20 protein-coding genes, 1 other RNA gene and 1 pseudogene are annotated in these 20761 nt (G+C 38.2%); 14 read left to right on the plus strand and 8 right to left on the minus strand.

What is annotated here, in order from left to right:
* The first annotated feature begins 5 nt into the window (after nt 1–5).
* The 9 genes and pseudogenes from uppS (at nt 6) to lpxA (ending at nt 9543) form a co-directional block, all read left to right on the plus strand.
* Complete coding sequence (gene uppS, locus ACZ8ZH_RS07040) at nt 6–761, plus strand: polyprenyl diphosphate synthase (protein ID WP_086207620.1); 756 nt, start codon at nt 6–8, stop codon at nt 759–761.
* Complete coding sequence (locus ACZ8ZH_RS07045) at nt 762–1586, plus strand: phosphatidate cytidylyltransferase (protein ID WP_086207619.1); 825 nt, start codon at nt 762–764, stop codon at nt 1584–1586.
* Nucleotides 1587–2783, plus strand: a complete 1197-nt coding sequence (ispC, locus tag ACZ8ZH_RS07050; RefSeq protein ID WP_119062829.1) for a 1-deoxy-D-xylulose-5-phosphate reductoisomerase — start codon at nt 1587–1589, stop codon at nt 2781–2783.
* A 2-nt stretch (nt 2784–2785) separates the two neighbouring features.
* Entirely contained in the window at nt 2786–4141 is a 1356-nt protein-coding gene (rseP, locus tag ACZ8ZH_RS07055; protein ID WP_086207617.1) for an RIP metalloprotease RseP, read from the plus strand.
* A 45-nt stretch (nt 4142–4186) separates the two neighbouring features.
* On the plus strand, nt 4187–6661 hold the full coding sequence (bamA, locus tag ACZ8ZH_RS07060; protein ID WP_086207616.1) for an outer membrane protein assembly factor BamA: 2475 nt from the start codon (nt 4187–4189) through the stop codon (nt 6659–6661).
* A gap of 36 nt (nt 6662–6697) precedes the next feature.
* Nucleotides 6698–7192, plus strand: a complete 495-nt coding sequence (locus ACZ8ZH_RS07065) for an OmpH/Skp family outer membrane protein (protein ID WP_119062828.1) — start codon at nt 6698–6700, stop codon at nt 7190–7192.
* 4 nt (nt 7193–7196) lie between these two features.
* A pseudogene (lpxD, locus tag ACZ8ZH_RS07070) lies at nt 7197–8265 on the plus strand (UDP-3-O-(3-hydroxymyristoyl)glucosamine N-acyltransferase).
* Between the two features lie 7 nt (nt 8266–8272).
* Nucleotides 8273–8758 (plus strand): 3-hydroxyacyl-ACP dehydratase FabZ, encoded by a 486-nt coding sequence (fabZ, locus tag ACZ8ZH_RS07075; RefSeq protein WP_162900230.1) that lies wholly within the window; start codon nt 8273–8275, stop codon nt 8756–8758.
* Nucleotides 8755–9543, plus strand: coding sequence for an acyl-ACP--UDP-N-acetylglucosamine O-acyltransferase (lpxA, locus tag ACZ8ZH_RS07080; protein WP_086207612.1), 789 nt, complete (start codon nt 8755–8757; stop codon nt 9541–9543). The genes fabZ and lpxA overlap by 4 nt, the downstream gene beginning before the upstream one ends.
* Before the next feature lie 59 nt (nt 9544–9602).
* Here lpxA and ACZ8ZH_RS07085 read toward each other — a convergent pair whose 3' ends face one another.
* Nucleotides 9603–10457 carry a tetratricopeptide repeat protein gene (locus ACZ8ZH_RS07085; RefSeq protein ID WP_086207611.1) on the minus strand — a complete coding sequence of 285 codons (855 nt, stop codon included), beginning with the start codon at nt 10455–10457 and terminating at the stop codon, nt 9603–9605.
* Nucleotides 10458–10731: 274 nt separating this feature from the next.
* Here ACZ8ZH_RS07085 and ffs point away from each other — a divergent pair.
* Nucleotides 10732–10828, plus strand: an RNA gene (gene ffs / locus ACZ8ZH_RS07090) — signal recognition particle sRNA small type.
* Between the two features lie 501 nt (nt 10829–11329).
* Here the strand turns inward: ffs and ACZ8ZH_RS07095 are convergent.
* The 5 genes from ACZ8ZH_RS07095 to ACZ8ZH_RS07115 all read right to left on the minus strand — a co-directional run bounded on the left by ACZ8ZH_RS07095 (nt 11330) and on the right by ACZ8ZH_RS07115 (nt 15855).
* Nucleotides 11330–11935: a regulatory protein RecX gene (locus ACZ8ZH_RS07095; protein WP_119062827.1), complete on the minus strand. Its 606-nt coding sequence runs from the start codon at nt 11933–11935 to the stop codon at nt 11330–11332.
* A 108-nt stretch (nt 11936–12043) separates the two neighbouring features.
* Complete coding sequence (gene recA, locus ACZ8ZH_RS07100) at nt 12044–13087, minus strand: recombinase RecA (protein ID WP_086207609.1); 1044 nt, start codon at nt 13085–13087, stop codon at nt 12044–12046.
* A gap of 114 nt (nt 13088–13201) precedes the next feature.
* A complete protein-coding gene (locus ACZ8ZH_RS07105; RefSeq protein ID WP_110974138.1) occupies nt 13202–13645 on the minus strand; it encodes an RNA-binding S4 domain-containing protein in 444 nt (147 codons plus the stop codon).
* Nucleotides 13638–14312, minus strand: a complete 675-nt coding sequence (locus tag ACZ8ZH_RS07110; RefSeq protein WP_086207607.1) for an HAD-IA family hydrolase — start codon at nt 14310–14312, stop codon at nt 13638–13640. The genes ACZ8ZH_RS07105 and ACZ8ZH_RS07110 overlap by 8 nt, the downstream gene beginning before the upstream one ends.
* A gap of 463 nt (nt 14313–14775) precedes the next feature.
* Nucleotides 14776–15855 (minus strand): SDR family oxidoreductase, encoded by a 1080-nt coding sequence (locus ACZ8ZH_RS07115; RefSeq protein ID WP_119062826.1) that lies wholly within the window; start codon nt 15853–15855, stop codon nt 14776–14778.
* 95 nt (nt 15856–15950) lie between these two features.
* Between ACZ8ZH_RS07115 and ACZ8ZH_RS07120 the strand changes: the two genes are divergently transcribed.
* Nucleotides 15951–16328: a MerR family transcriptional regulator gene (locus tag ACZ8ZH_RS07120; RefSeq protein WP_086207605.1), complete on the plus strand. Its 378-nt coding sequence runs from the start codon at nt 15951–15953 to the stop codon at nt 16326–16328.
* A 204-nt stretch (nt 16329–16532) separates the two neighbouring features.
* Here ACZ8ZH_RS07120 and ACZ8ZH_RS07125 read toward each other — a convergent pair whose 3' ends face one another.
* Together ACZ8ZH_RS07125 and ACZ8ZH_RS07130 are read right to left on the minus strand one after the other, a co-directional pair.
* Entirely contained in the window at nt 16533–17195 is a 663-nt protein-coding gene (locus tag ACZ8ZH_RS07125; RefSeq protein WP_162900229.1) for a GNAT family N-acetyltransferase, read from the minus strand.
* Nucleotides 17196–17246: 51 nt separating this feature from the next.
* Nucleotides 17247–17774, minus strand: a complete 528-nt coding sequence (locus tag ACZ8ZH_RS07130) for a GNAT family N-acetyltransferase (RefSeq protein ID WP_119062824.1) — start codon at nt 17772–17774, stop codon at nt 17247–17249.
* Nucleotides 17775–18921: 1147 nt separating this feature from the next.
* Between ACZ8ZH_RS07130 and ACZ8ZH_RS07135 the strand changes: the two genes are divergently transcribed.
* From ACZ8ZH_RS07135 to ACZ8ZH_RS07145, 3 genes are all read left to right on the plus strand, one after another.
* Entirely contained in the window at nt 18922–19515 is a 594-nt protein-coding gene (locus ACZ8ZH_RS07135; RefSeq protein ID WP_086207602.1) for a LysE family translocator, read from the plus strand.
* 225 nt (nt 19516–19740) lie between these two features.
* Nucleotides 19741–19986, plus strand: a complete 246-nt coding sequence (locus ACZ8ZH_RS07140; RefSeq protein WP_086207601.1) for a hypothetical protein — start codon at nt 19741–19743, stop codon at nt 19984–19986.
* Nucleotides 19987–20296: 310 nt separating this feature from the next.
* Complete coding sequence (locus ACZ8ZH_RS07145) at nt 20297–20533, plus strand: hypothetical protein (protein WP_086207600.1); 237 nt, start codon at nt 20297–20299, stop codon at nt 20531–20533.
* Nucleotides 20534–20761 lie beyond the last annotated feature (228 nt).

A 20761-nucleotide genomic window follows, 5' to 3' on the forward strand; every position in this document is an offset into this window, starting at 1 on the left:
TTATAATGACCGATTCAGAAGACAACCTTTCTCTTCCAAAACATGTTGCCATCATTATGGATGGCAACAATCGTTTTGCCAAAAAAAATGCTTTACAAAAGGGGGATGGTCATCGTGAAGGTAAGAATGTCCTAGATCCGATTGTTGAGCATTGTCGAACAAAAAATATAGAAGCATTAACCGTTTTTGCTTTCTCGAGTGAGAATTGGAAGCGCCCCCAAGCTGAAGTCGATTTGCTCATGAAGTTGTTGGAAGATACTATTCATGAACAACTGCCTCGTATGCATAGATATCAAATGTCTTTGCGTTTTATTGGTGACCGAGCAAAATTATCCCCGCAATTGCGTGACTTGATGTTGCATGCTGAACAAGAGACTGCTAATTTCAAGGGCATGACTTTAACCATTGCTATCAGTTATGGTGGGATGTGGGATATGGCACATGCTGCCAAGCAAATTGCACTTGCTGTTCAATCTCAAGCGTTAGATCCTGAGCAAGTTGATGAACAATTGTTTGGAAAATATGTCAGTTTGAGTGACTTACCCGCTGTGGATCTATTGATTCGAACAGGTGGGGATTTTCGCTTATCGAACTTTATGTTGTGGCAAGCATCTTATGCAGAGCTTTACTTTACTCCAACGCTTTGGCCGGAGTTTAGTGTGGAAGAGTTTGATGACGCCTTGGCTGTATTTGGTGGTCGTGAACGTCGTTTTGGAAAAACGACTGAACAAATTCTACAAGATAAAATTGAGAAAAAATAAATGTTAGAGCGGATTATAACCGCATTGGTTTTGGTGGCCGTTGTATTGAGTTGTATGTTTGCAACCCAGTCACACTATCCAATGTTTGTGCTGATGATTATTGCGGCAGGGGTTGCAGGCTATGAGTGGTTTAAACTCATGCCCCGCACAACAAAAAATGTAAATAAGCCTCTTGCATGGGGTTTTGGTCTGTTAACCGCAGGCTTAGCAACCTTGGCTTTATATTTTAATGATATCGCACTGTTGCTCTGGGCGGCGTCTATTCTCTGTTGGCTACTAAGTCTTTATTGGGTGAAAACTTATCCGCAATACGATGCTTGGTATAACTCAACACTAAATGTTATTGGGATCGTACTTGTTTCTTCTGCAGTGACCGCTATTTTTGCATTATGGAAAATGTCGCCTTGGTGGCTCATGTATCTGTTTTTGTTGGTGTGGGGTGCTGATAGTGGAGCATATTTTGTTGGGCGAAAACTGGGCAAGCGTAAGCTTGCACCTGAAGTCAGCCCAAATAAATCATTAGAAGGTCTTTATGGTGGTGTGATTACTGCCATGATCATTGTGGTTGCAGTTGAAATCCTCTATTTAAACTTAACTTATGCACAGCATTTATTGTTTCTTATTTTATCTGTAGTGACAGTATTTAGTTCAGTGTTGGGTGATTTGTTTGAGTCCATGATCAAGCGTCGTGCTGGAATTAAAGATTCAGGCCGTATCTTGCCAGGGCATGGCGGTGTGCTCGATCGTATTGATTCCCTACTCGCTGCTGCACCAATCTTTGCAGCAGGTGTATATGTGTTAAAACTCATTGGCGTAGATTTGTAAATGTCACAATCAGTTTGTATTTTGGGTGCTACTGGGTCAATTGGACAGAGCACCTTAAAAATATTGCAGCAACATGCTCAACGCTATTCAGTATTTGCGGTTACGGCTCACAGTCGACTTGGTGAGCTTGTTGAAATATGCCAACAGTTTCATCCTAAAATTGTGGTGGTTCCCCAAACTAAAGTTGATGAGTTGCGTCAGCTTTTAGTTGCAGTCAATTTACCGGATATTGAAATTCTAGCTGATGAAGCGGGATTGATTGCAGTTGCTGAGCATCCCGCAGTTGATATTGTGATGGCTGCTATAGTTGGAGCAGCAGGCTTAATGCCGACGTTGGCAGCGGTTAAAGCAGGCAAGCGGGTACTGCTTGCAAATAAAGAAGCTTTGGTAATGTCTGGTGACATCATGATGCAGGCTGCTCATGATCATCAGGCATTATTGCTTCCTGTTGATTCTGAACATAATGCAATTTTCCAGTGTCTTCCACACAGTTATTTAGATACTGAGCGTTCAGGACAACCCAAACTTGGCGTTTCGGGGATTTTGCTTACAGCATCAGGAGGCCCTTTTTTAAAGCATAGTTTAGATGAGATTCGAAAGGTAACTCCTGCGCAGGCGTGTAAGCATCCGAACTGGTCGATGGGGCAAAAAATTTCAGTAGATTCAGCGACGCTGATGAATAAAGGTTTGGAATTGATTGAAGCGTGTCATCTTTTTTCAATTGAAGAACATTTTGTTACAGTAGTCGTGCACCCACAGAGTATCATTCATTCCATGGTGCAGTATGTGGATGGATCAACGTTGGCACAAATGGGTAACCCAGATATGTGTACGCCGATTGCGCATGCTTTAGCATGGCCTGAGCGTATTGAAACACATGTACCTGCTTTGGATTTATTTAAAAATCATCAGTTAGATTTTCAGGAACCAGACACTATACGCTTTCCATCATTGGGTTTAGCGCGTCAAGCGATGAAAACAGGTGGTACGGCTCCAGCAATTTTAAATGCTGCTAATGAGGTAGCCGTTGCTGCATTTTTGAATCAACGGCTTGGTTTTATGGATATTCCTGCTATTGTTGAACACACTTTAAATACTATCCAATATCAAGCTGCAACAGAACTTGATGTTATTTTAGAAGCAGATCGAAACGCACGTCATGTTGCTCAGCAATATGTGGTGAATATAGGAATTTAAGCATGAGCGCCTTGTTTATTATTGTTGCGGCAATTTTGCTTTTAGGCCCACTTATTGCAATACATGAGTTTGGGCACTATTTTGTTGCGCGTAAATTGGGTGTAAAGGTTTTAGTTTATTCTATTGGATTTGGTCCAACGCTTTTAAAGTGGACTTCTAAAAAATCGGGCATTCAGTATCAACTGTCAGCACTGCCATTGGGTGGTTATGTCAAAATGCTTGATGAGCGTGAAGGTGATGTATCTGAAGAAGACTTGCCTAAAGCATTCAATCGTCAGCATCCGTGGAAGCGTATTGCGATTGTTGCAGCTGGCCCGTTGATTAATTTAGCATTAGCAATAGTTTTGTTCTGGATACTCTTTTTACCTGCACAAGAGCAATTGAATACGCGTGTGGGTAAAGTGTTACCGAATACCCCCGCGGCGCAAGTTCAAATGCAAGTCGGCGATAAAATTACCGCAGTTGATGGTTTAACAACACCGACTTGGGAAAAGTTGAATTTTGCTTTGGTTGATCGTGTGGGTGAAACAGGTTCAATTCAGATTCAGGCCGAACGGAATGGTCAGATCAAGACTTTTAATCTGCCTATACAGCATTTTCTGAAAGATCAAACACAGTCTCCACTTGATGTGCTTGGTTTTATGCCATACAGGCCTAAAATTCCAGCAGTTGTTACAAAGCTAAGTGAAGATGGCGCAGCTATTCGTCAAGGCATGCAACAAGGCGATAAAATTGTTGCAATTGATGGCGTCAAAATGAAAGACTGGTTTGATGTGGTGCAGGTCGTTCAAGCATCGCCTGAAAAGTTGTTAAAAATTGAGGTGCTTCGCAATAATCAGTTGGTACAGCTTGAAGTGATGCCACAAGGTAAACGCGACAATATGGGTAAGGTTTCTGGTGTCTTGGGTGTACAAAGTGACTCAGGAAAGATCAGTATTCCTACAGAATATAAACAAACGATACAATATAATCCTGCCGAAGCCTTCATGATGGCGGTGGACAAAACTGGTCAATTGTCGAGTATGATTTTAAACTCGATTGTGAAAATGGTACGCGGTTTGATTGGTTTAGATAACCTATCTGGGCCGATTACCATTGCCAAAGTTGCGGGACAAAGTGCAGAAATGGGGTGGCAGACTTTCATCTCATTTATGGCGCTGATGAGCGTTAGTTTAGGTATATTAAATTTATTACCTATTCCTATGCTTGATGGTGGACATTTGGTCTATTATTTTATAGAACTGATACGTGGTAAACCTGTTTCTGAACAAATACAATTGGTTGGTTTGAAAATTGGTATGGTATTGCTCGGAAGTATGATGCTTCTGGCACTATTCAATGATTTTATGCGTTTGTAAGAAAGCGTAGATACGGAATTAAATTTTACATCGGAAAAGACTGGCATGCAGCACACACATTTATTTATGCCTCTGGCGCTCGTTAGTGCTATGGCAACAGTACAACAAGTATATGCAGCAGAAGATTATATAGTACGTGATATTAAGGTTGATGGACTTGTTCGTTTAACGCCAGCAAATGTTTATGGAATGATTCCGTTGAACAGTGGAGATCGTGTGAGCGATGCTGCGCTTGCCAATGCCATTCGTAGTTTGTATGCAACAGGTTTATTTGATGACATTAAAACTGAAAAGCAGGGCGATACGCTGGTTTTCAAGGTTGTCGAACGTCCTCTTATTTCTAAAGTTGAATTTAAAGGAAATAAGCTTATCCCTAAAGAGGCCTTAGAAGAAGGTCTCAAAAAAATGGGTATTACAGAAGGTGAAGTGCTGAAAAAATCAGCCTTACAAACTGTTGAGTCTGAACTTGAACAACAGTACATGCAGCAAGGTCGTTATGATGCTGATGTAAAAGTTGTCAGTACACCAAAGCCGAACAATCGTGTAGATTTGACGATTGAGTTTGTAGAAGGTAAAGCTGCAAAAGTTGTAGATATCAATATTATTGGTAATACCGTTTTTAAAGAAAGCGAAATTGAACAAGCGTTTGCAGTAAAAGAGAGTGGTTGGACCTCTATTATTTCGCGTAATGATCGTTATGCACGTGAAAAGATGGCCGCAAGCTTAGAGTCGTTACGTGCACTTTATTTAAACAAAGGCTATATCAACTTTAATATTAATCACTCAAGCTTAAACTTAAGTGAAGACAAGAAGAATATTTTTGTTGAAGTTTCTGTTGATGAAGGTGAGCAATTCAAATTTGGCGAAACCAAATTCTTAGGTGATGCTTTATATACACCTTCAGAACTAAAAGCATTACAAATTTATAAAGATGGCGATATTTACTCGCAAGAAAAAGTAAATGCAGTTAAACAATTGCTTCTACGTAAATACGGCAATGCTGGTTATTACTATGCCGAAGTTAATGTAGTGCCTCAGATTGATAAAGAAACCCACTTGGTTGGCTTAAATTATTATATTAATCCGGGTCAACAAGTGACAGTTCGTCGTATTAACTTTGCAGGAAATACCAAGACTGCGGATGAGGTTTTACGTCGTGAAATGCGTCAGATGGAAGGTGCATTAGCGAGCAATGAAAAGATTGATTTATCTAAAGTGCGTTTAGAGCGTACAGGTTTCTTTAAAACTGTTGATATTAAACCAGCACGTGTACCGAATACTGCAGACCAAGTCGACCTTAATGTAAATGTTGAAGAACAACATTCTGGTACAACAACATTAGCTGTTGGTTTCTCGCAAAGTGGTGGTGTCACGTTCCAAGCAGGCTTAAGTCAAACGAATTTCTTGGGCACGGGTAATTCGGTTGCTATTGATTTAACACGCTCAGAGACGCAAGACTATTATAATTTAAGTGTAACTGACCCGTATTTCACCATTGATGGTGTAAAACGTGGTTATAACATGTATTACCGTAAAACCAAGCTTGATGATGACTATAACGTCAACAACTATGTTACAGACAGCTTAGGTGGTGGTCTGACTTTTGGTTATCCAATTGATGAAAACCAAAATATTAGTGCAGGCTTAACGATTGATAAAACTAAAGTAACCACTGGTCCATACGTATCTACCTATGTGCGTGATTATTTGTTAGCACATGGCGGTAAGAAAACTGGCACAGGCACATATTGTTCTGGTTCTTGGAGCGATGGTGTATGTGTTGATGATGATGGTAATGAAATTTCAACCCAAGAATATAGTTCAGAGTATCAAGGCGATTTCTTTACTTATAATATTAACCTTGGTTGGTCTTATAATACATTAAACCGTCCAGTATTCCCAACATCAGGTATGTCGCATCGTGTGAATGGTGAAATTGCATTACCTGGTAGTGATGTTGAATATCAAAAAATTACCTATGATGCACAAGGGTATCTTCCATTAGGTAAGGACTTCGTACTTCGTGGTTATGGTAAGTTGGGTTATGGTAATGACCTTCCATTCTACAAAAACTTCTATGCTGGAGGTTTTGGTTCGGTTCGTGGTTATGACACAAGTACATTGGGTCCTAAATACGATGGTGTTTATTATACTGAAACAGGTCAAAATGATCCTTCTCCTGAAGAAGTGGGTGGTAACGCACTTGTACAATTTGGTACGGAATTGGCATTACCTTTACCATTTAAAGGCGATTGGACGCGTCAAGTTCGCCCAGTGATTTTTGCTGAAGGTGGTCAGGTTTTCGATACGCAATGTGATGTATTTTCTACAGAAACTGAGCGAAAAACTTGTAAAGATGAATATGGTTTTGACCTAAGTAATTTGCGCTATAGTGTTGGTGTTGGCTTTACGTGGATTACAATGATTGGCCCATTATCGTTAAGCTATGCGTTCCCACTGAATGATAAAGACGGTGATGAGACGAAGAGCATTCAATTTGAAATTGGTCGTACCTTCTAAGGTCGACCTTTCTTTATTTATATGACAGATTAAATCATGAAAAAAATTTTTACAGCATTGGTTTTAACGGCTTTAACTTCAACAGTAGTCAATGCGGCAGGTTATGGTGTCGTGGATCTTGAGCGTGTAGTTGAAAATAGCACATATTTAAAACAACAAAACTCAAGCTTCCAACAAAAAATACAGCCACAAAGCACTAAGCTTGATCAACTAGGTAAAGAGCTTCAGGACTTGCAACAGCGTTTGCAGACTGGCGATAAATTAAGCGATGCAGAAAAGCAAAAATTAGTGGCTCAATACCAAACGAAGCTGAAAGAGTTCAATACTTTACAGCAAACAATGCAAAGTAGTGTACAAAGTTCTATTCAACAAGTTCGTTCAGTTTTTGATACGCGAGTGAAGCAAGTTGCTGAACAATTGCGTAAAGAAAATCAATTAGATGTTGTTTTGAATAAAAACTCGGCACTTGCCTATGACGCTAAGTATGATTTAACTGATAAAATGATTCAAAAGGTTAACGCAATTAAGTAATCCAATGAATCCTCAACAATATCGCTTAGAAGATCTTGCTCGTTTAGTTCAAGGTGAGTGCGTAGGTCAAGCAGACTTGATCTTCAAAGGATTGGCTAGTCTAGACTCTGCTGAGTCTAGACATGTTGCTTTTGTGAATAGTGAAAAATACTTAGATCAAGCACGACAGTCTAAAGCTGGAGCCTTCATTGTTACAGCAGCCCTGAAAGATCACTTGGTTGAACATCAAAACTTTATTATTGTTGCTAATCCTTATTTAGCATTTGCAATTTTAACGCATGCTTTTGAGGCTAAGCATACTGAGCAGGGTATCGAAAGTACTGCACAGATTCATTCCTCAGCAATTATTTCGGATAGTGCTTATATTGGTCATTATGTTGTGATTGGCGAAAATTGTGTGATTGGTAATCATACAATTATCCAGTCGCATGTCACCATTCATGATGGTGTTGAAATTGGACGTAATGGTCTGATTGAATCGCATGTAAATTTAATGTCATGTAAAATTGGCGATCGTGTACGTATCCATGCCAATACTGCAATAGGTGGAGAAGGTTTTGGTTTCGCTCCATACCAAGGTAAATGGCATCGCATTGCACAATTGGGTTCTGTCATTATTGGAAATGATGTGCGAATTGGGTCGAATTGTAGTGTCGATCGAGGTGCTTTGGATGACACGATTTTGGAAGATGGTGTCATTATTGATAACCTTGTGCAAATTGCACATAACGTTAAAATCGGTGCAAATTCTGCATTTGCTGCAAAGACCGCTGTAGCAGGTAGCACGACCATTGGCAAAAATTGTATTGTTGGTGGTGGTTCTGCAATTGCTGGACACTTAAATATTGCTGATAATGTGACGTTAACAGGAATGTCAATGGTCACAAATAATATTTCTGTGGCTGGAACTTATTCTTCAGGCATAGGGCTTTTTGAAAATCAAAAGTGGAAACATACGGTTGTGCGTTTAAGACAATTAGCAGATGTGCCATTGACCCAACTGGTCAAAAAAAATTGATCATATGCAGACTCAAATAGAGTCCCTTGAATCAACAATTAAATTGCGTAAATAGAAATATGATGACTGAGTCGAATTCTACTAGTTTCACGAAACCTGAATTGCCAATGACAATTCAAACGATCCGTGAATACTTGCCACACCGCTATCCTTTTTTATTGGTCGATCGTGTTGTTGATGTGACTGAAAATGGTATTGTGGCTTATAAAAATGTGTCTATTAATGAAGAATTTTTTCAAGGACACTTCCCTAATTATCCAATTATGCCAGGTGTTTTGATTGTCGAAGCATTAGCACAAGTATCAGGCATTCTTGGTTTTATCATGAACGATGAAAAACCGAGTGAAGGCTCTTTGTTCTTGTTTGCAGGTGCAGAGAAAGTTCGCTTTAAAAAGCAAGTCGTTGCAGGTGACCAATTGGTGTTAAAATCAGAATTGGTTATGCAGAAACGTGGTATTTACAAATATAATTGTATTGCCACCGTTGACGGTGTAGTAGCAGCATCTGCGGAAATTATGGTTTCGCATCAGAAAATAGAGCAATCATGAGCAATAACGAATTTATTCACCCTACAGCAATTATCGATGCATCTGCCGTGATTGCAGCAGATGTAAAGATTGGACCGTATTGTGTTATTGGTCCAAATGTCACCATTGGTGCAGGTACACAGTTACACTCACATGTGGTGGTCGGTGGTTATACGCGTATTGGCGAGCAGAATGAAATTTTCCAATTCGCAAGCGTGGGTGAGGTATGTCAGGATCTAAAATATGCAGGTGAAGAAACCTGGTTAGAAATTGGCGACCATAATAAAATTCGTGAACATTGTAGTTTACACCGTGGTACGGTTCAGGATCACGGTCTTACTAAGATTGGTAGCCATAATCTATTGATGGTTAATACACATATCGCACATGACTGTGTGGTAGGTAATCATAATATTTTTGCAAACAATGTTGGTGTGGCTGGTCATGTTCATGTAGGAGACTATGTGATTGTCGGCGGTAACTCAGGGATACACCAGTTCTGTAAGATTGATTCTTACAGTATGATTGGTGGTGCATCCTTGATCGTGAAAGATGTACCTGCTTATGTAATGGTTTCTGGTAATCCTGCACATGCTTTTGCGATGAATGTTGAAGGCATGCGTCGTAAAGGTTGGTCTAAAAATGTGATTCAAGGTTTACGCACAGCATTTAAATTGATCTATAAAGAAGGTCTAACGACAGAGCAGGCTTTAGAACGTATCCGTGTAGAAATTTTGCCTGAAGTTGCTGAGGTACAATTGCTCATCGACTCATTAGAACAGTCAGAACGAGGCATTGTGCGTTAAGCTCATTCTAGATATAAAAAAAGACACTTCGCGTGTCTTTTTTTATATCTATAGGAAAATCATTTTTTAAAGAAAGAAGCCTCTTCAGACTTAGGATATTGTTTAAGTAGCTTGGCTTTATATTGATTGGCTTGAGTCGTGTTTTTATCTACTTCTTTGGCAATATTATAGAGCTGATAAACAGCGCGTGGTGCACGCGAGGAGTTTGGGTATTTGTTCGCCACAATACCATAGTTTTTCTTTGCTTCTGCATAGTTGGTGGGTTCAACGGCTAAGTTGAATTCTGCTAACCAAAAATAGGCATTGCTAATATAAACACTATTGGGATTGTTCTTAATAAAATTTTGCATAGGTGCAATGGCTTTCTTTGCACCACCTTGCTTATACGCATCTAGAGCTACGGTATAGGCTGCTTTTTCTAGTTCCGATGGTTCAGACGTATTCTGTGTGTTGACAACCACAGGTGGCTTATTTGCTGGGTTTACTGGGGGGGCTGTGTTGTTCCCGGAGCTTGTGTTGGTTGTGTTGGTGCTGGGAGTAATATCCTGTTGATTATCCTCCGCTGTATTACTTGCTTCAGGGTCTAGTTTTTGTTGAAGTAATTCTAAACGCTGATCTAGGTCAGCGTAGCGGTTTTCTAATTCATGTTTAAGCTGAGCAATTTCATTATCTTGTTCTTCCATCTTGCCACGCAAGATACGCAAATCATTTTCTAGTTGCTGGTTTTTTTGCATGATTTGCCAATTGATATTGGTTGCAGTGGCTCCTGCACCCGTATCTACAGCTAAGCTAGTTGAGCTGACACTGTTATTGCTGGCTTGACTTAAGCCTAGTGATTCAATTGGAACGTTGGCGAAAACAGACGTTGTGCAAAGTAGGGTGAGGGCACATAGGCTATGCTTCTTTAGCATCATGAAATATCCGTGTTGTCATGCTTTTGATGTAGACACATCAAACAAAATTTATTTACCCCATTAAAAACGGCAATGTTCTGAAATGCAATAAGCTTTTACATTGTTGTCGTGTATTTAGGTAAAGGATTGTAGTACCGATGTTGTTCAAAATAGAATGTCTTTTTCTCAGTTTGTTTTATAAATAATCAATTGAATGAAATGCTTACTTAAAAAGCATTTATAGGCTTGCAACTTGGGAGAAAATCTCTATACTCTGTTCTTGCAATGGTAGCCCTGCCGGTTACTTCGCAATTGTACTCTACGAACCCCGCCAGGACCGGAAGGTAGCAACGGTAGTAGAAATATGATGTGCCGAAGGCTTGCTGGTAGGGTTGCCACCAGTTTTATAAATATAAAAGAATAAAAATGAAAGATTATTACGGCATTGATGCTGGTTTAGTTCTTACTATTGAATCCTCTAAAAAATTAAAAGTGTCTTACTTTTTATTTTCTTTTTTGTAATTACCATTATTTTTATCTATTTCTCGATTTTATATTTTATTTCAAATGGCTTTTTAAATTATATCTCCATAGGTATGGTTATATTTTATCTATGTGTATTATTTCGCATTATTATTTAGATGTGCGTATGCCTAATGGCGAGATCCAGAGGATCGAGGCTAGATCGGGGGACTACTATAATACAAGCATTGATGGTGCTTATAAGATGACACTACATAAAAGTAATTTAGGCATTACTGGGTCTAGTTATGAATTGCAGTAAGTTGAGGGTTTTATCTGTACTTAAAGTCTCAAAGACTTCTTCGTATGCTCAAGTTTTAGTGATGTATCTCAGCCTTAAATTCCTTATGATATGAGTGTTAAATGACGATTCAATCTTCCATTTTTCTCGAAATGGCTTTCATAATCGCATCCATTTCAAAGCCACGATACATTAAAAAACGGATTTGTTTGGCTTTGAGTTTTGGATCTGTTGCGACCTCAGTTCCATACTTTTTAATTTTGAGTTGATAGGCTTGTTCGACCCAATCGGTTTCTCTCAGTTCTTCTAAAATTAGGCCAGTGTCAATCTTTTTAGTTTTTAGCGCCATTTTGATACGGTTAGGGCCTTTGCCCTTACGTTTTTGGCTCGATAGCATAATTTCGGCCACGCGTTGATCACTTTGGTAGTTTTGTGCGGAAAGCTCTTCAACCAGTGTAATCACTTCTTCGCGGTACATTGCCCATGTGGTTAATTTTTCAATCAATTCTGCTTTTGAATATTCTTTACGTGTCAGTACCGCAAATGCATAAGAACGTAGACGAGAACCTGTTAAACCTGTGGGTTTGGGCTGATTCTCTTCATCAAAATCTAAGGCATCAACCGTTTCTTGTGTTGCCTGCGTGTGGCTGTATTGAGTAGCAGGGGATTCTTCCTCACCAAATTGTTGTTTGAGAGCATCATAGTCAAGAAGTTTGGGGAATTTTGAATTAGGCATAATCGGCTATGAAATAGATCTGAATAAACAAAACGCCCCGTAGGGCGTTTCTTAGTGTAAGCCTAAATGTTGTGTAATCACATTTATTCTTTAGAAAGATACTTTAAATTAAGCATCTAAAAAGTCTGGCTCTTCTTCATTCTCTTCTACGGGTGCAGCATTTGAAGTGGTAAGCAGTTGATCACGGATGATTTTCTCAATGGTTTCAGCCAACTGAGGATTTTCTTCAAGGTGACGAATCACGTTGTTTTTACCTTGACCGATTTTGTCGCCTTGGTATGAATACCAAGCGCCGGCTTTTTGTACGATTTCTTGCTGAACAGCCAAGTCTACAAGCTCACCTAAGTGGTTCACACCTTTACCATAGAGGATTTGGAAGAGTGCTTCGCGGAATGGCGGTGCCATTTTGTTTTTAACAACTTTGACTTTGGTCTCAGAACCAACAATTTCATCGCCTTCTTTGACCTGACCTACACGGCGGATGTCTAAACGAACAGAAGCATAGAACTTCAGTGCATTACCACCAGTTGTGGTTTCAGGGCTACCAAACATCACACCAATTTTCATACGAATTTGGTTAATGAAGATCACCATACAGTTTGAACGTTTTGCATTACCTGTAATTTTACGTAATGCTTGGCTCATCAAACGTGCTTGTAGGCCCATGTGAGAGTCGCCCATTTCACCTTCAATTTCTGCACGTGGTGTTAATGCAGCTACTGAGTCGACAACGATCAGGTCAATCGCTCCAGAGCGAACTAACATATCTGCAATTTCAAGAGCTTGTTCACCATTATCTGGTTGTGAAACCAGTAGGTTATCAATGTCTACACCTAGTTTGCGTGCATATTGAGGATCTAAAGCGTGTTCGGCGTCAATAAATGCACAAGTGCCGCCTGCTTTTTGACATTCTGCAATCGCTTGCAAAGTCATCGTTGTTTTACCTGAAGATTCAGGACCATAAATTTCAACGATACGACCTTTAGGTAAACCACCAATACCAAGCGCAATATCAAGTGTTAAAGAACCCGTCGATACCGCTTCAACAGCTTGTACGGTGTTATCGCCAAGGCGCATTACTGTGTTTTTGCCAAACTGTTTTTCAATTTGACTTAGCGCAGCATTAAGCGCCTTGCTTTTATTATCATCCATCTTACAACCTCAAAACGATGTCACGGATAGTTACTGAATATGATCACTATAGTGACAGATTTAGTCCGTATCTTCTATAAAAGTCATATCGTGTACGACACAATATGACGCATGTCATTCATCATCATTATAAGACCAGTATTGGTCAAATTGTTGATCATTTTCTTGTCTAAACTTGCTGATATCTCGTCGATCTTTTTTACTCGGGCGATGATCAGGTCGAGCTAGATTATGCAACTTTCTTTGGGTTGCAATCAATTCCCGTCGTGTAATACTGACTTCGGTTTCTTCATAAAGCTTTTGTGCGACTGGTGCAGGACCGCGAACATCAGAGAGCTCTTTGATTACCACGGTTTTCTTATCAATACCTTGTTGAATCGTGAGTTCCATACCAATACGGACTTCACGTGATACTTTGACACGTTCGCCATTGTGGTGGACTTTACCCCCCTCGATGGCATTTTTGGCAATCGAGCGCGTTTTAAAAAAACGTGCTGCCCATAACCATTTATCAATACGCATGCCTACAGCATCTTCAGCTAAAGCGGATTTACGCATATTTTGTAGTGACCTCAGCTTGCTCTAAATAATGAATTAAATCGGTGAGTTGATTTAATATGGGATAAGAGCTCGATACTTTAGATTGTCCCAGTGATGAGGGCTGAGCAATGGTAAATAAGTTTTGAATTCCAAAACTTTCAGCACCTTTAAGCACTTTCTCTGTGTCGTCGATAAAATAGCAATGTGATGGGTTAAAAGGATGGTGCTTATGAAGATGTTGCCAAAACTCGGTAAATTCTTTGGCATGACCAAGTGTTTCACTGCTGATGATGACATCAAAATATGAGGCCAGTTCAGTGTGTTCAAGCTTAAATTTTAAGCCTTCGCAATCCGCATTGGTTGCAAGCCAACAAGGATAACCATTGGTTTTCAAGTAGTCGAGAAGTTGAATACAACCTTCGCGGAGGCTGACTTTATGCTTAAACTCGTGCTGTAAAGCCAGCGTATCTACACCAACTTTTGCTGTCCAAAAGCGGGTTGAATACCAATTTAAAGTGTGATTATGGGTTTGATAGAACTGAAACAAAGCCTGCCGACTTTGCTCTAAAGAACATTGGTGCTGTTCCGCATAACGAATTGGAAGTTGATGATTCCAAATAAAATCATCGTAAGCAAGATCCAGTAATGTACCGTCCATATCAAAAATAATAAGCGGTTTTTCCATTTAAAAATCTCCAATGTTTTTTCAAGTTCAACAAAGTTTATAGAAAAACCTTTCAAGAAAAATGATGTACATATCTGTGTACATATTTTCTATCTGTACATAGCAACATTAGAGTATAAAACAACTAGCTTGAAAAAAACGAATGGCATTAAGTGATAGTTGGCTTAAATCTAACAACAGAAAACTTTGAGATAAGAAGTTGATGGCTACGGATCGGAAGGTTTTTTTATTAGGGTTTTACCTAAGGGTAAGATTATTTTCCAATTTTGTATTCTTTTACTCCCAATAACTCAATAGATGGATTTATGCACTTACCCATTACTTGGATTAACAACAGATGCTTGTTCACAAGTATGCAAATATAAATCAGAACTGAATAAGTGAATAAATCCATGACTGCTAAAACTTAGAGAGGAGAGTCTCCATCTTGAGTCACTCAATATTGCTCATACTTAGCATTGTTTTATTTTGATTGCTTAATCACCCATCCTGCAGTCCTTTCTATGGTTTCTAGTAGTACGGTCGGTGGGATTTCCCACTTTTGATTGAGTTGGTTGAATAAGCTCAGGTCAATCTGTTCAGTTCTAATGAAATTTAGCATTTCTCCAGACATATCTAATTTTTTTGCCAACCAATGCCATTTTAAAATCCATTTTAAAAAGTAGAGTGATACAAAATGATGTGGAGCTTTGACCTGTATAGCATTAGCAATAATGCTGACCAAAGTCTGTAAGGATAATTGTTCAGGGTTGGCTACTAAAATTTCTTGTTTTAGAGTTTGGGTATCTTTGCCTGCATGGAAAATAGCATTCACAAGCATTGTTACGGATACTAGAGGCAGTGAATGCTGAGGTGTCCCGGGCAGTGCCTTCATTTTTCTTTGTTTGAGCTGTTGAATTAGGGTGGCAATCGGCTGGTTTGCAGGAATTTCTCCACTCATTTCATCACCTATTACTGTGGCCGGGTGAATGACTGTCCATGGGATATTGAGAGTGTCAGCCTGCTTGATCCAGTTAAAATGCCCTTGGATCTTTGAGGCTTCATAAGCACCCAATTTGTCATAAATTTTGGGCCAATCCGTTTTTTCAATATTCTTTCTATAGATGCCTGCTGCCTGTAAATGCTTGTCTAGAGTTAGCATATAGCCAGACAAGTGTATTGCACGTTCTAAATGACAATGCTTGCATACACTATGTAACAGGTTGGTCAGCCCATCAACATTTACTGCTTTAGCTTGCTCCATGGAGAGATTCCATTTAAACAATGCACTCGTATTGTAGAGATAGTTAACTTCTTTTAATGTTTCCCAATCCTGAGGTGATAGACCTAAATGGGGAAGGGTAACATCACCTTGAATGAAACTAAGTTGGCGATAGTCAATTCCCTGTTGTGTTAGCCAAGATCTTAGTTGATGCGGTTGCTCATTTATATTACGGCAGAGAGCAAAGACCCGTGCATTATCACGGAGCAGACGAGCGACAAGGAATTTACCAATAAATCCAGTTGAGCCGACTATTAAGGCGGTTTGGGGTGATGTAAACATAGAACTAACTCCTATTCATTAGTCATTGCTTACGCTAAAGCATGGAGTATACTCCATGGTCAAGAGGGTTTTAAAAATATGCATGGAAATGAGATATGTTGATCGGTGAACTATCACAACAGATGAATTTGAGTCGAGATACCATCCGTTTTTATGAAAAAATGGAGTTAATTCAACCTTTAGTCCGTAATAATGGTTATAAGGATTATCCTGAACAGACGCTACAACAATTGAAACTCATCCAGACGGCTAAAAATCTAGGTTTTACACTGGCTGAGATAAGGCAAATCACTCAACTAATCAATGAGAATGAAATTCCGGCTACACAATTTCGTTCGATTTTGTCGGAAAAACTAGGGGTGATACAGGAGAAAATATTTCAATTGCTACAGATGCAGAGCATGCTTGAAAACTTATTGGATGGTGAGCCTTGCCCTTTAAGGAGTGGGTGTGAAATAGGGGATATTGGGTAATCAATCCTCCCAACTAAATTAAAAATTTCACGTTGCTTTAAACGGTCTGTGTGAAATTGTTATTTGTAACCTAGAATCGCTTTCCAGAAACGCTCATATCACTGTCTGTCTTAAGAGTGTGAATTGAAAATCCTCTGGGAAGATGCAATTTTTTTTAATTGGTTTGCAGACGAAAATTTAAACTGGAACTTTATTTGGTTAATATTAGGTGTCATTAATATAACTGGTCAAAATATGATCTCTCCATACACCATTGAGTAAAAGATACTTTCTGGCATAGCCTTCTCGCTCAAATCCTAACTGACGGAGTAGTTTTCCACTACGAAGGTTTTCAGGAACGTAATTAGCCATTACACGATTTAGGTTGAGGTCTTTAATTATATAGCTTAAACAAAACTGTAAAGCTTTAGTCATTATGCCTTTTCCTTGATAATCTTGGTCTAACAAGTATCCAAGATAACAAGAACGAAAGGCACCATAGCAAATTTGATCAAATGTAATGGTTCCAATCACCTGCTCATGTTTGAGTAAAACAAATTTAATCGCACACTTTTCTTTAAATAATTGAGCATAATCAGCAATCTGCTCGTCCCAGTAGTGAGACTGATAAAAAGATTCATCTCTAAGGGGCATTGCATCGGCTAAATGAGTTTTATTTTTTATATAAAAATGAACTAAATTTTCCGACTTGCAATGTTGTAAACCTACAATCTGTATATCATCAATTTGAGACTCAGGGTGGTTCATTAACTTACTCTCTATACGCCTAATTTTATTTAGTAAAATAATACATTTCTCAAGTATTTGAAAAATCATATTCACTTTTTTGACTTTGTATAAGTCAGTCATTTTTGATGTTTTAAACATATAGACTTGTACGGGAGTGCCCTGATATACCATTGAACCTACAAGTAAGCTTTATGCAAATTTGGGTATCACTCTGTCTAATTCGACACATTCCATTTTTTGATTTCTTGGGCGAGCATTTATAGATGAGTTTTCCCAGTCGGCTATACATGAAAAACCGTGCCTAGAGTAAAGATTTATTGCCCGAATATTATCTTGAGAAACACTCAGAGCTATTCTAAAATGCCCTTTAGAAATTGCTAATTTCTTTATAGCATTGATCAGCATATCTGCTATACCATTACCGCGAAACTCTGGATTGACCCACATGGCGATCAAGCCAAACTCTAGTTCAGTACTTTGCTTTCCACCAATTATACCAATAGCGCGTTGTCCATTTAGAGCTAAGATATAGTGATATTGAGTTTTATGTGCTGCACGATCACGCCATTGCAATTCACTATACAGCTCAGTGGTAGAGTATGTTGCAGAGAATGCATTAGGACTCTCTAAGAGAGATTCTAAGCGCACAGTTTTTAATATTTCCCAATCTTCTTCGGTGGTCGAACGAATACTTAACTTATCAATATGTATTCTCACTTTAAAGACACCTTATGATTTTGATAAAATTTGCATAATACATAAACTAATATAAGCCTTCATCAAGCTCTTTCAATCAGCAATAGTTATCGGTGTGATTACTATGGTTGAACTTTTTTCTCAATCATTAATGTCAGCCAATCAAGAAACGGGTTGCTATTCAAACTAACTCATATAAAACAAAATTGTAGAGCTGATGAGTAGAGCCAGAGCAATAATTGCGAGGATGCTTGCTTGTTTATTTAATTTGTCGTCGTCTATTTCACTACTGAAAAATTTTGAGAGAGGACGATTCTTAACTTGTAATTGACTCCATGGATATCAAAAGCATAGAAAACCTAAAGTTCTCAGGATGCTTTGTAAACTCACAGATTCAAATAACGCTATTATGCTCATTACAACGCAGAACAATCCTAAAAGAAATCCAAACCACGATTTGATGGGGCGGTTATCGTTAAAATTTGTTGATGAATCATGCATATTATATTTTATAAAGTGTAATCAATAATCATTATTAATCATACCAGATCTGCATTGAAAATTAATGATGATGTAAAAGGTATGCGATGTATCAAGCTCTCAGCGCACATGCGCTTGCTACCATTTTGTGCGACTGTCTCTGCGTCCTGTATGAATTGGGAGTGTTATTTGAGATAGTGCGTATGTTGCTGTTTAGTGAAGATTGGTGAGTAGGAAAAAACCATTTTTATCTTTAGCTACTGGTGAATATTGAAAGCAAACAGGTTGTTGCGGTTTTAGCAGCGTGAGTCTCGGTAAGTGTTTGATGACCTGTTTACGGCCGCTAAAGCTAAACAGATCGCCATGTGTATTCTTGAAAGTATATTGGTTCAATACTATCTGACCGACCAAGAAAAGGAGTCGGCTTTAGACGTCTGAGTCAAGTATGATTTTTAAGAGTATGGCGCTGCACTTCAAATGTTAATTTAAATTATAGAAACTTTGGTGAACAAAAAAGGTCATTTTGAGTCAGTCAAGGGATATGCTGAAAGCAAGATGAATTGAATATTAAGTAATTACTTTTTTTAGTATTTATTTTTGTATTAAATTTTTTCTTACATTTAAAATGTCGACAAATAAAACGAAATATTGAAAGATTTGGCCAAATTTACAAGGAAAAGGATAGTGAATGTTTTCATGGCTTTTTATAAGTTTGGTCATTACCATCCTCTTAACACCTGGACCAACGAATACACTTTTAGCGTCTTCAGGTATTGAAACTGGTGTCAAAAAATCCCTTAAATTGATTCCTGCTGAAGTGATAGGCTACTTTATTGCAATCACCGTATGGGGCGTTTTAATTGACTCAATTGCTGAATCTCTCCCCATTTTACCGCCAGTACTGAAACTTTGCAGTGCAGCTTATATTATTTATTTAGCCTTTAAATTATGGAAAACTTCTACAGTTGATGCAGATTTAAACCAACCCTCAATTACAGCCAAGTCACTTTTCTGCGCGACAATGCTCAATCCAAAAGCTCTGTTGTTTGCTTCAGCCGTTTTTCCAATTGCTGCATGGTCAAGTCTTCAATCATATACGGTGCACATGGGGTTATTTTTATGTCTAATTACTCCAATTGCGTTATTTTGGATATTTATTGGTTCTGTATTGGTTGCTAATAGAATTTCATGGCTAAATCAAAAAAACTTGCAGCGTACAGCTTCTTTAGTTTTGGTTAGTTTTTCAATTCCACTGAGTTATTCTGCAGTTATGTCTATGTAATGTGATTTTCATCAGATTTTCATTTTGCATTGTTAAAATCAAAACCACCTTAAAGGTGGCTTTTGTATATGTGTAGCAAAAGTAGATAAAAATTGGCTGACTTATGCTAAGAAAATGATGTTGGTGATTGATCAGAATGATTAATAAATAAAGATGTTGCACTGGTTATTTAACTTAGAATCAGGTAAAACATGGATCGAATGACAATAAAATAGAGATGAATAAATGAGTGAACTCAGTTTAGATTTTTTAGATGAAACCCTAGATAAATATGAGGCAAAAGGAAAGAAAAAAGCAATTAAGAAGATTCGTATCGGTTATATGTTATATGCAAAATTTATGTCGAATCCGAAATTTGCAGATAACGTCATCAATTCTTCGCTAGACCCGAAAAAGCGGACCTATCGGAATACTAAGATTAAAATTACCCATGATGAATACGAGCTCACATTTTTAAGAAATGACGATTGAGTCGGCGTGGTTTTATAAAAGCAATTCAGCTTCATCAATTTGAAATATTTAAGCTGTAGTATCTGTGTCATAAATATAAATGCTAAATGATTAAATGCGGTGTGTGTAGTTTAAGCCTGTTTATTTGGAGAGAGATAAACAGGCTTTTTTGTTAAATAAAATAATTTTATGGTCTGATTTTTAGACAAAAGCCCTATCTATTTTTGTGGTGATCGGGCTTTATTTTTAATTTATATTTTTCAAAATATTGTTTTGACATCATTTCATCATATTGTTCATAGATACTCTTTTTTATTTTGAGTTGATTTATATGCCAATTGTTACTGCAAATGAACTAGACGACATTCTGAACGCATTAATTTCCAAAAATAAAAAACCCGAAAAAATTTTGATTGGATATAAAGCTTATAGTGAACTAATGAATGATCGGAAGTTCTTATCTGAAGTCGCGGGTTCTGCGATGGATCCGAATAAAAGAAAATATCAAAAAATTAAAATTAAAGTGACACAGGATGAGTATCAGCTTGAAGTAAAGTGCGCAGATTAATAGTAAATAACAGCGGTCTGTACAAAATGCATAAAAATGTGTCGGATTTTGCATTTTTAATTGATGTATTCAAAATATAGGTTTATACTGTGTCACGAAATTAAAGTGCTGTAGCTTTTCTCGTTTTATATCCCACGCTTCCATGCGTGGGATTTTTTTTGCTCAAAATTTTTGTCATCAGTGATCATGTAAACATTTGCCCATGAGATGTGCTTGATGAAATGATCA

Source organism: Acinetobacter sp. SW-226 (assembly GCF_055632855.1).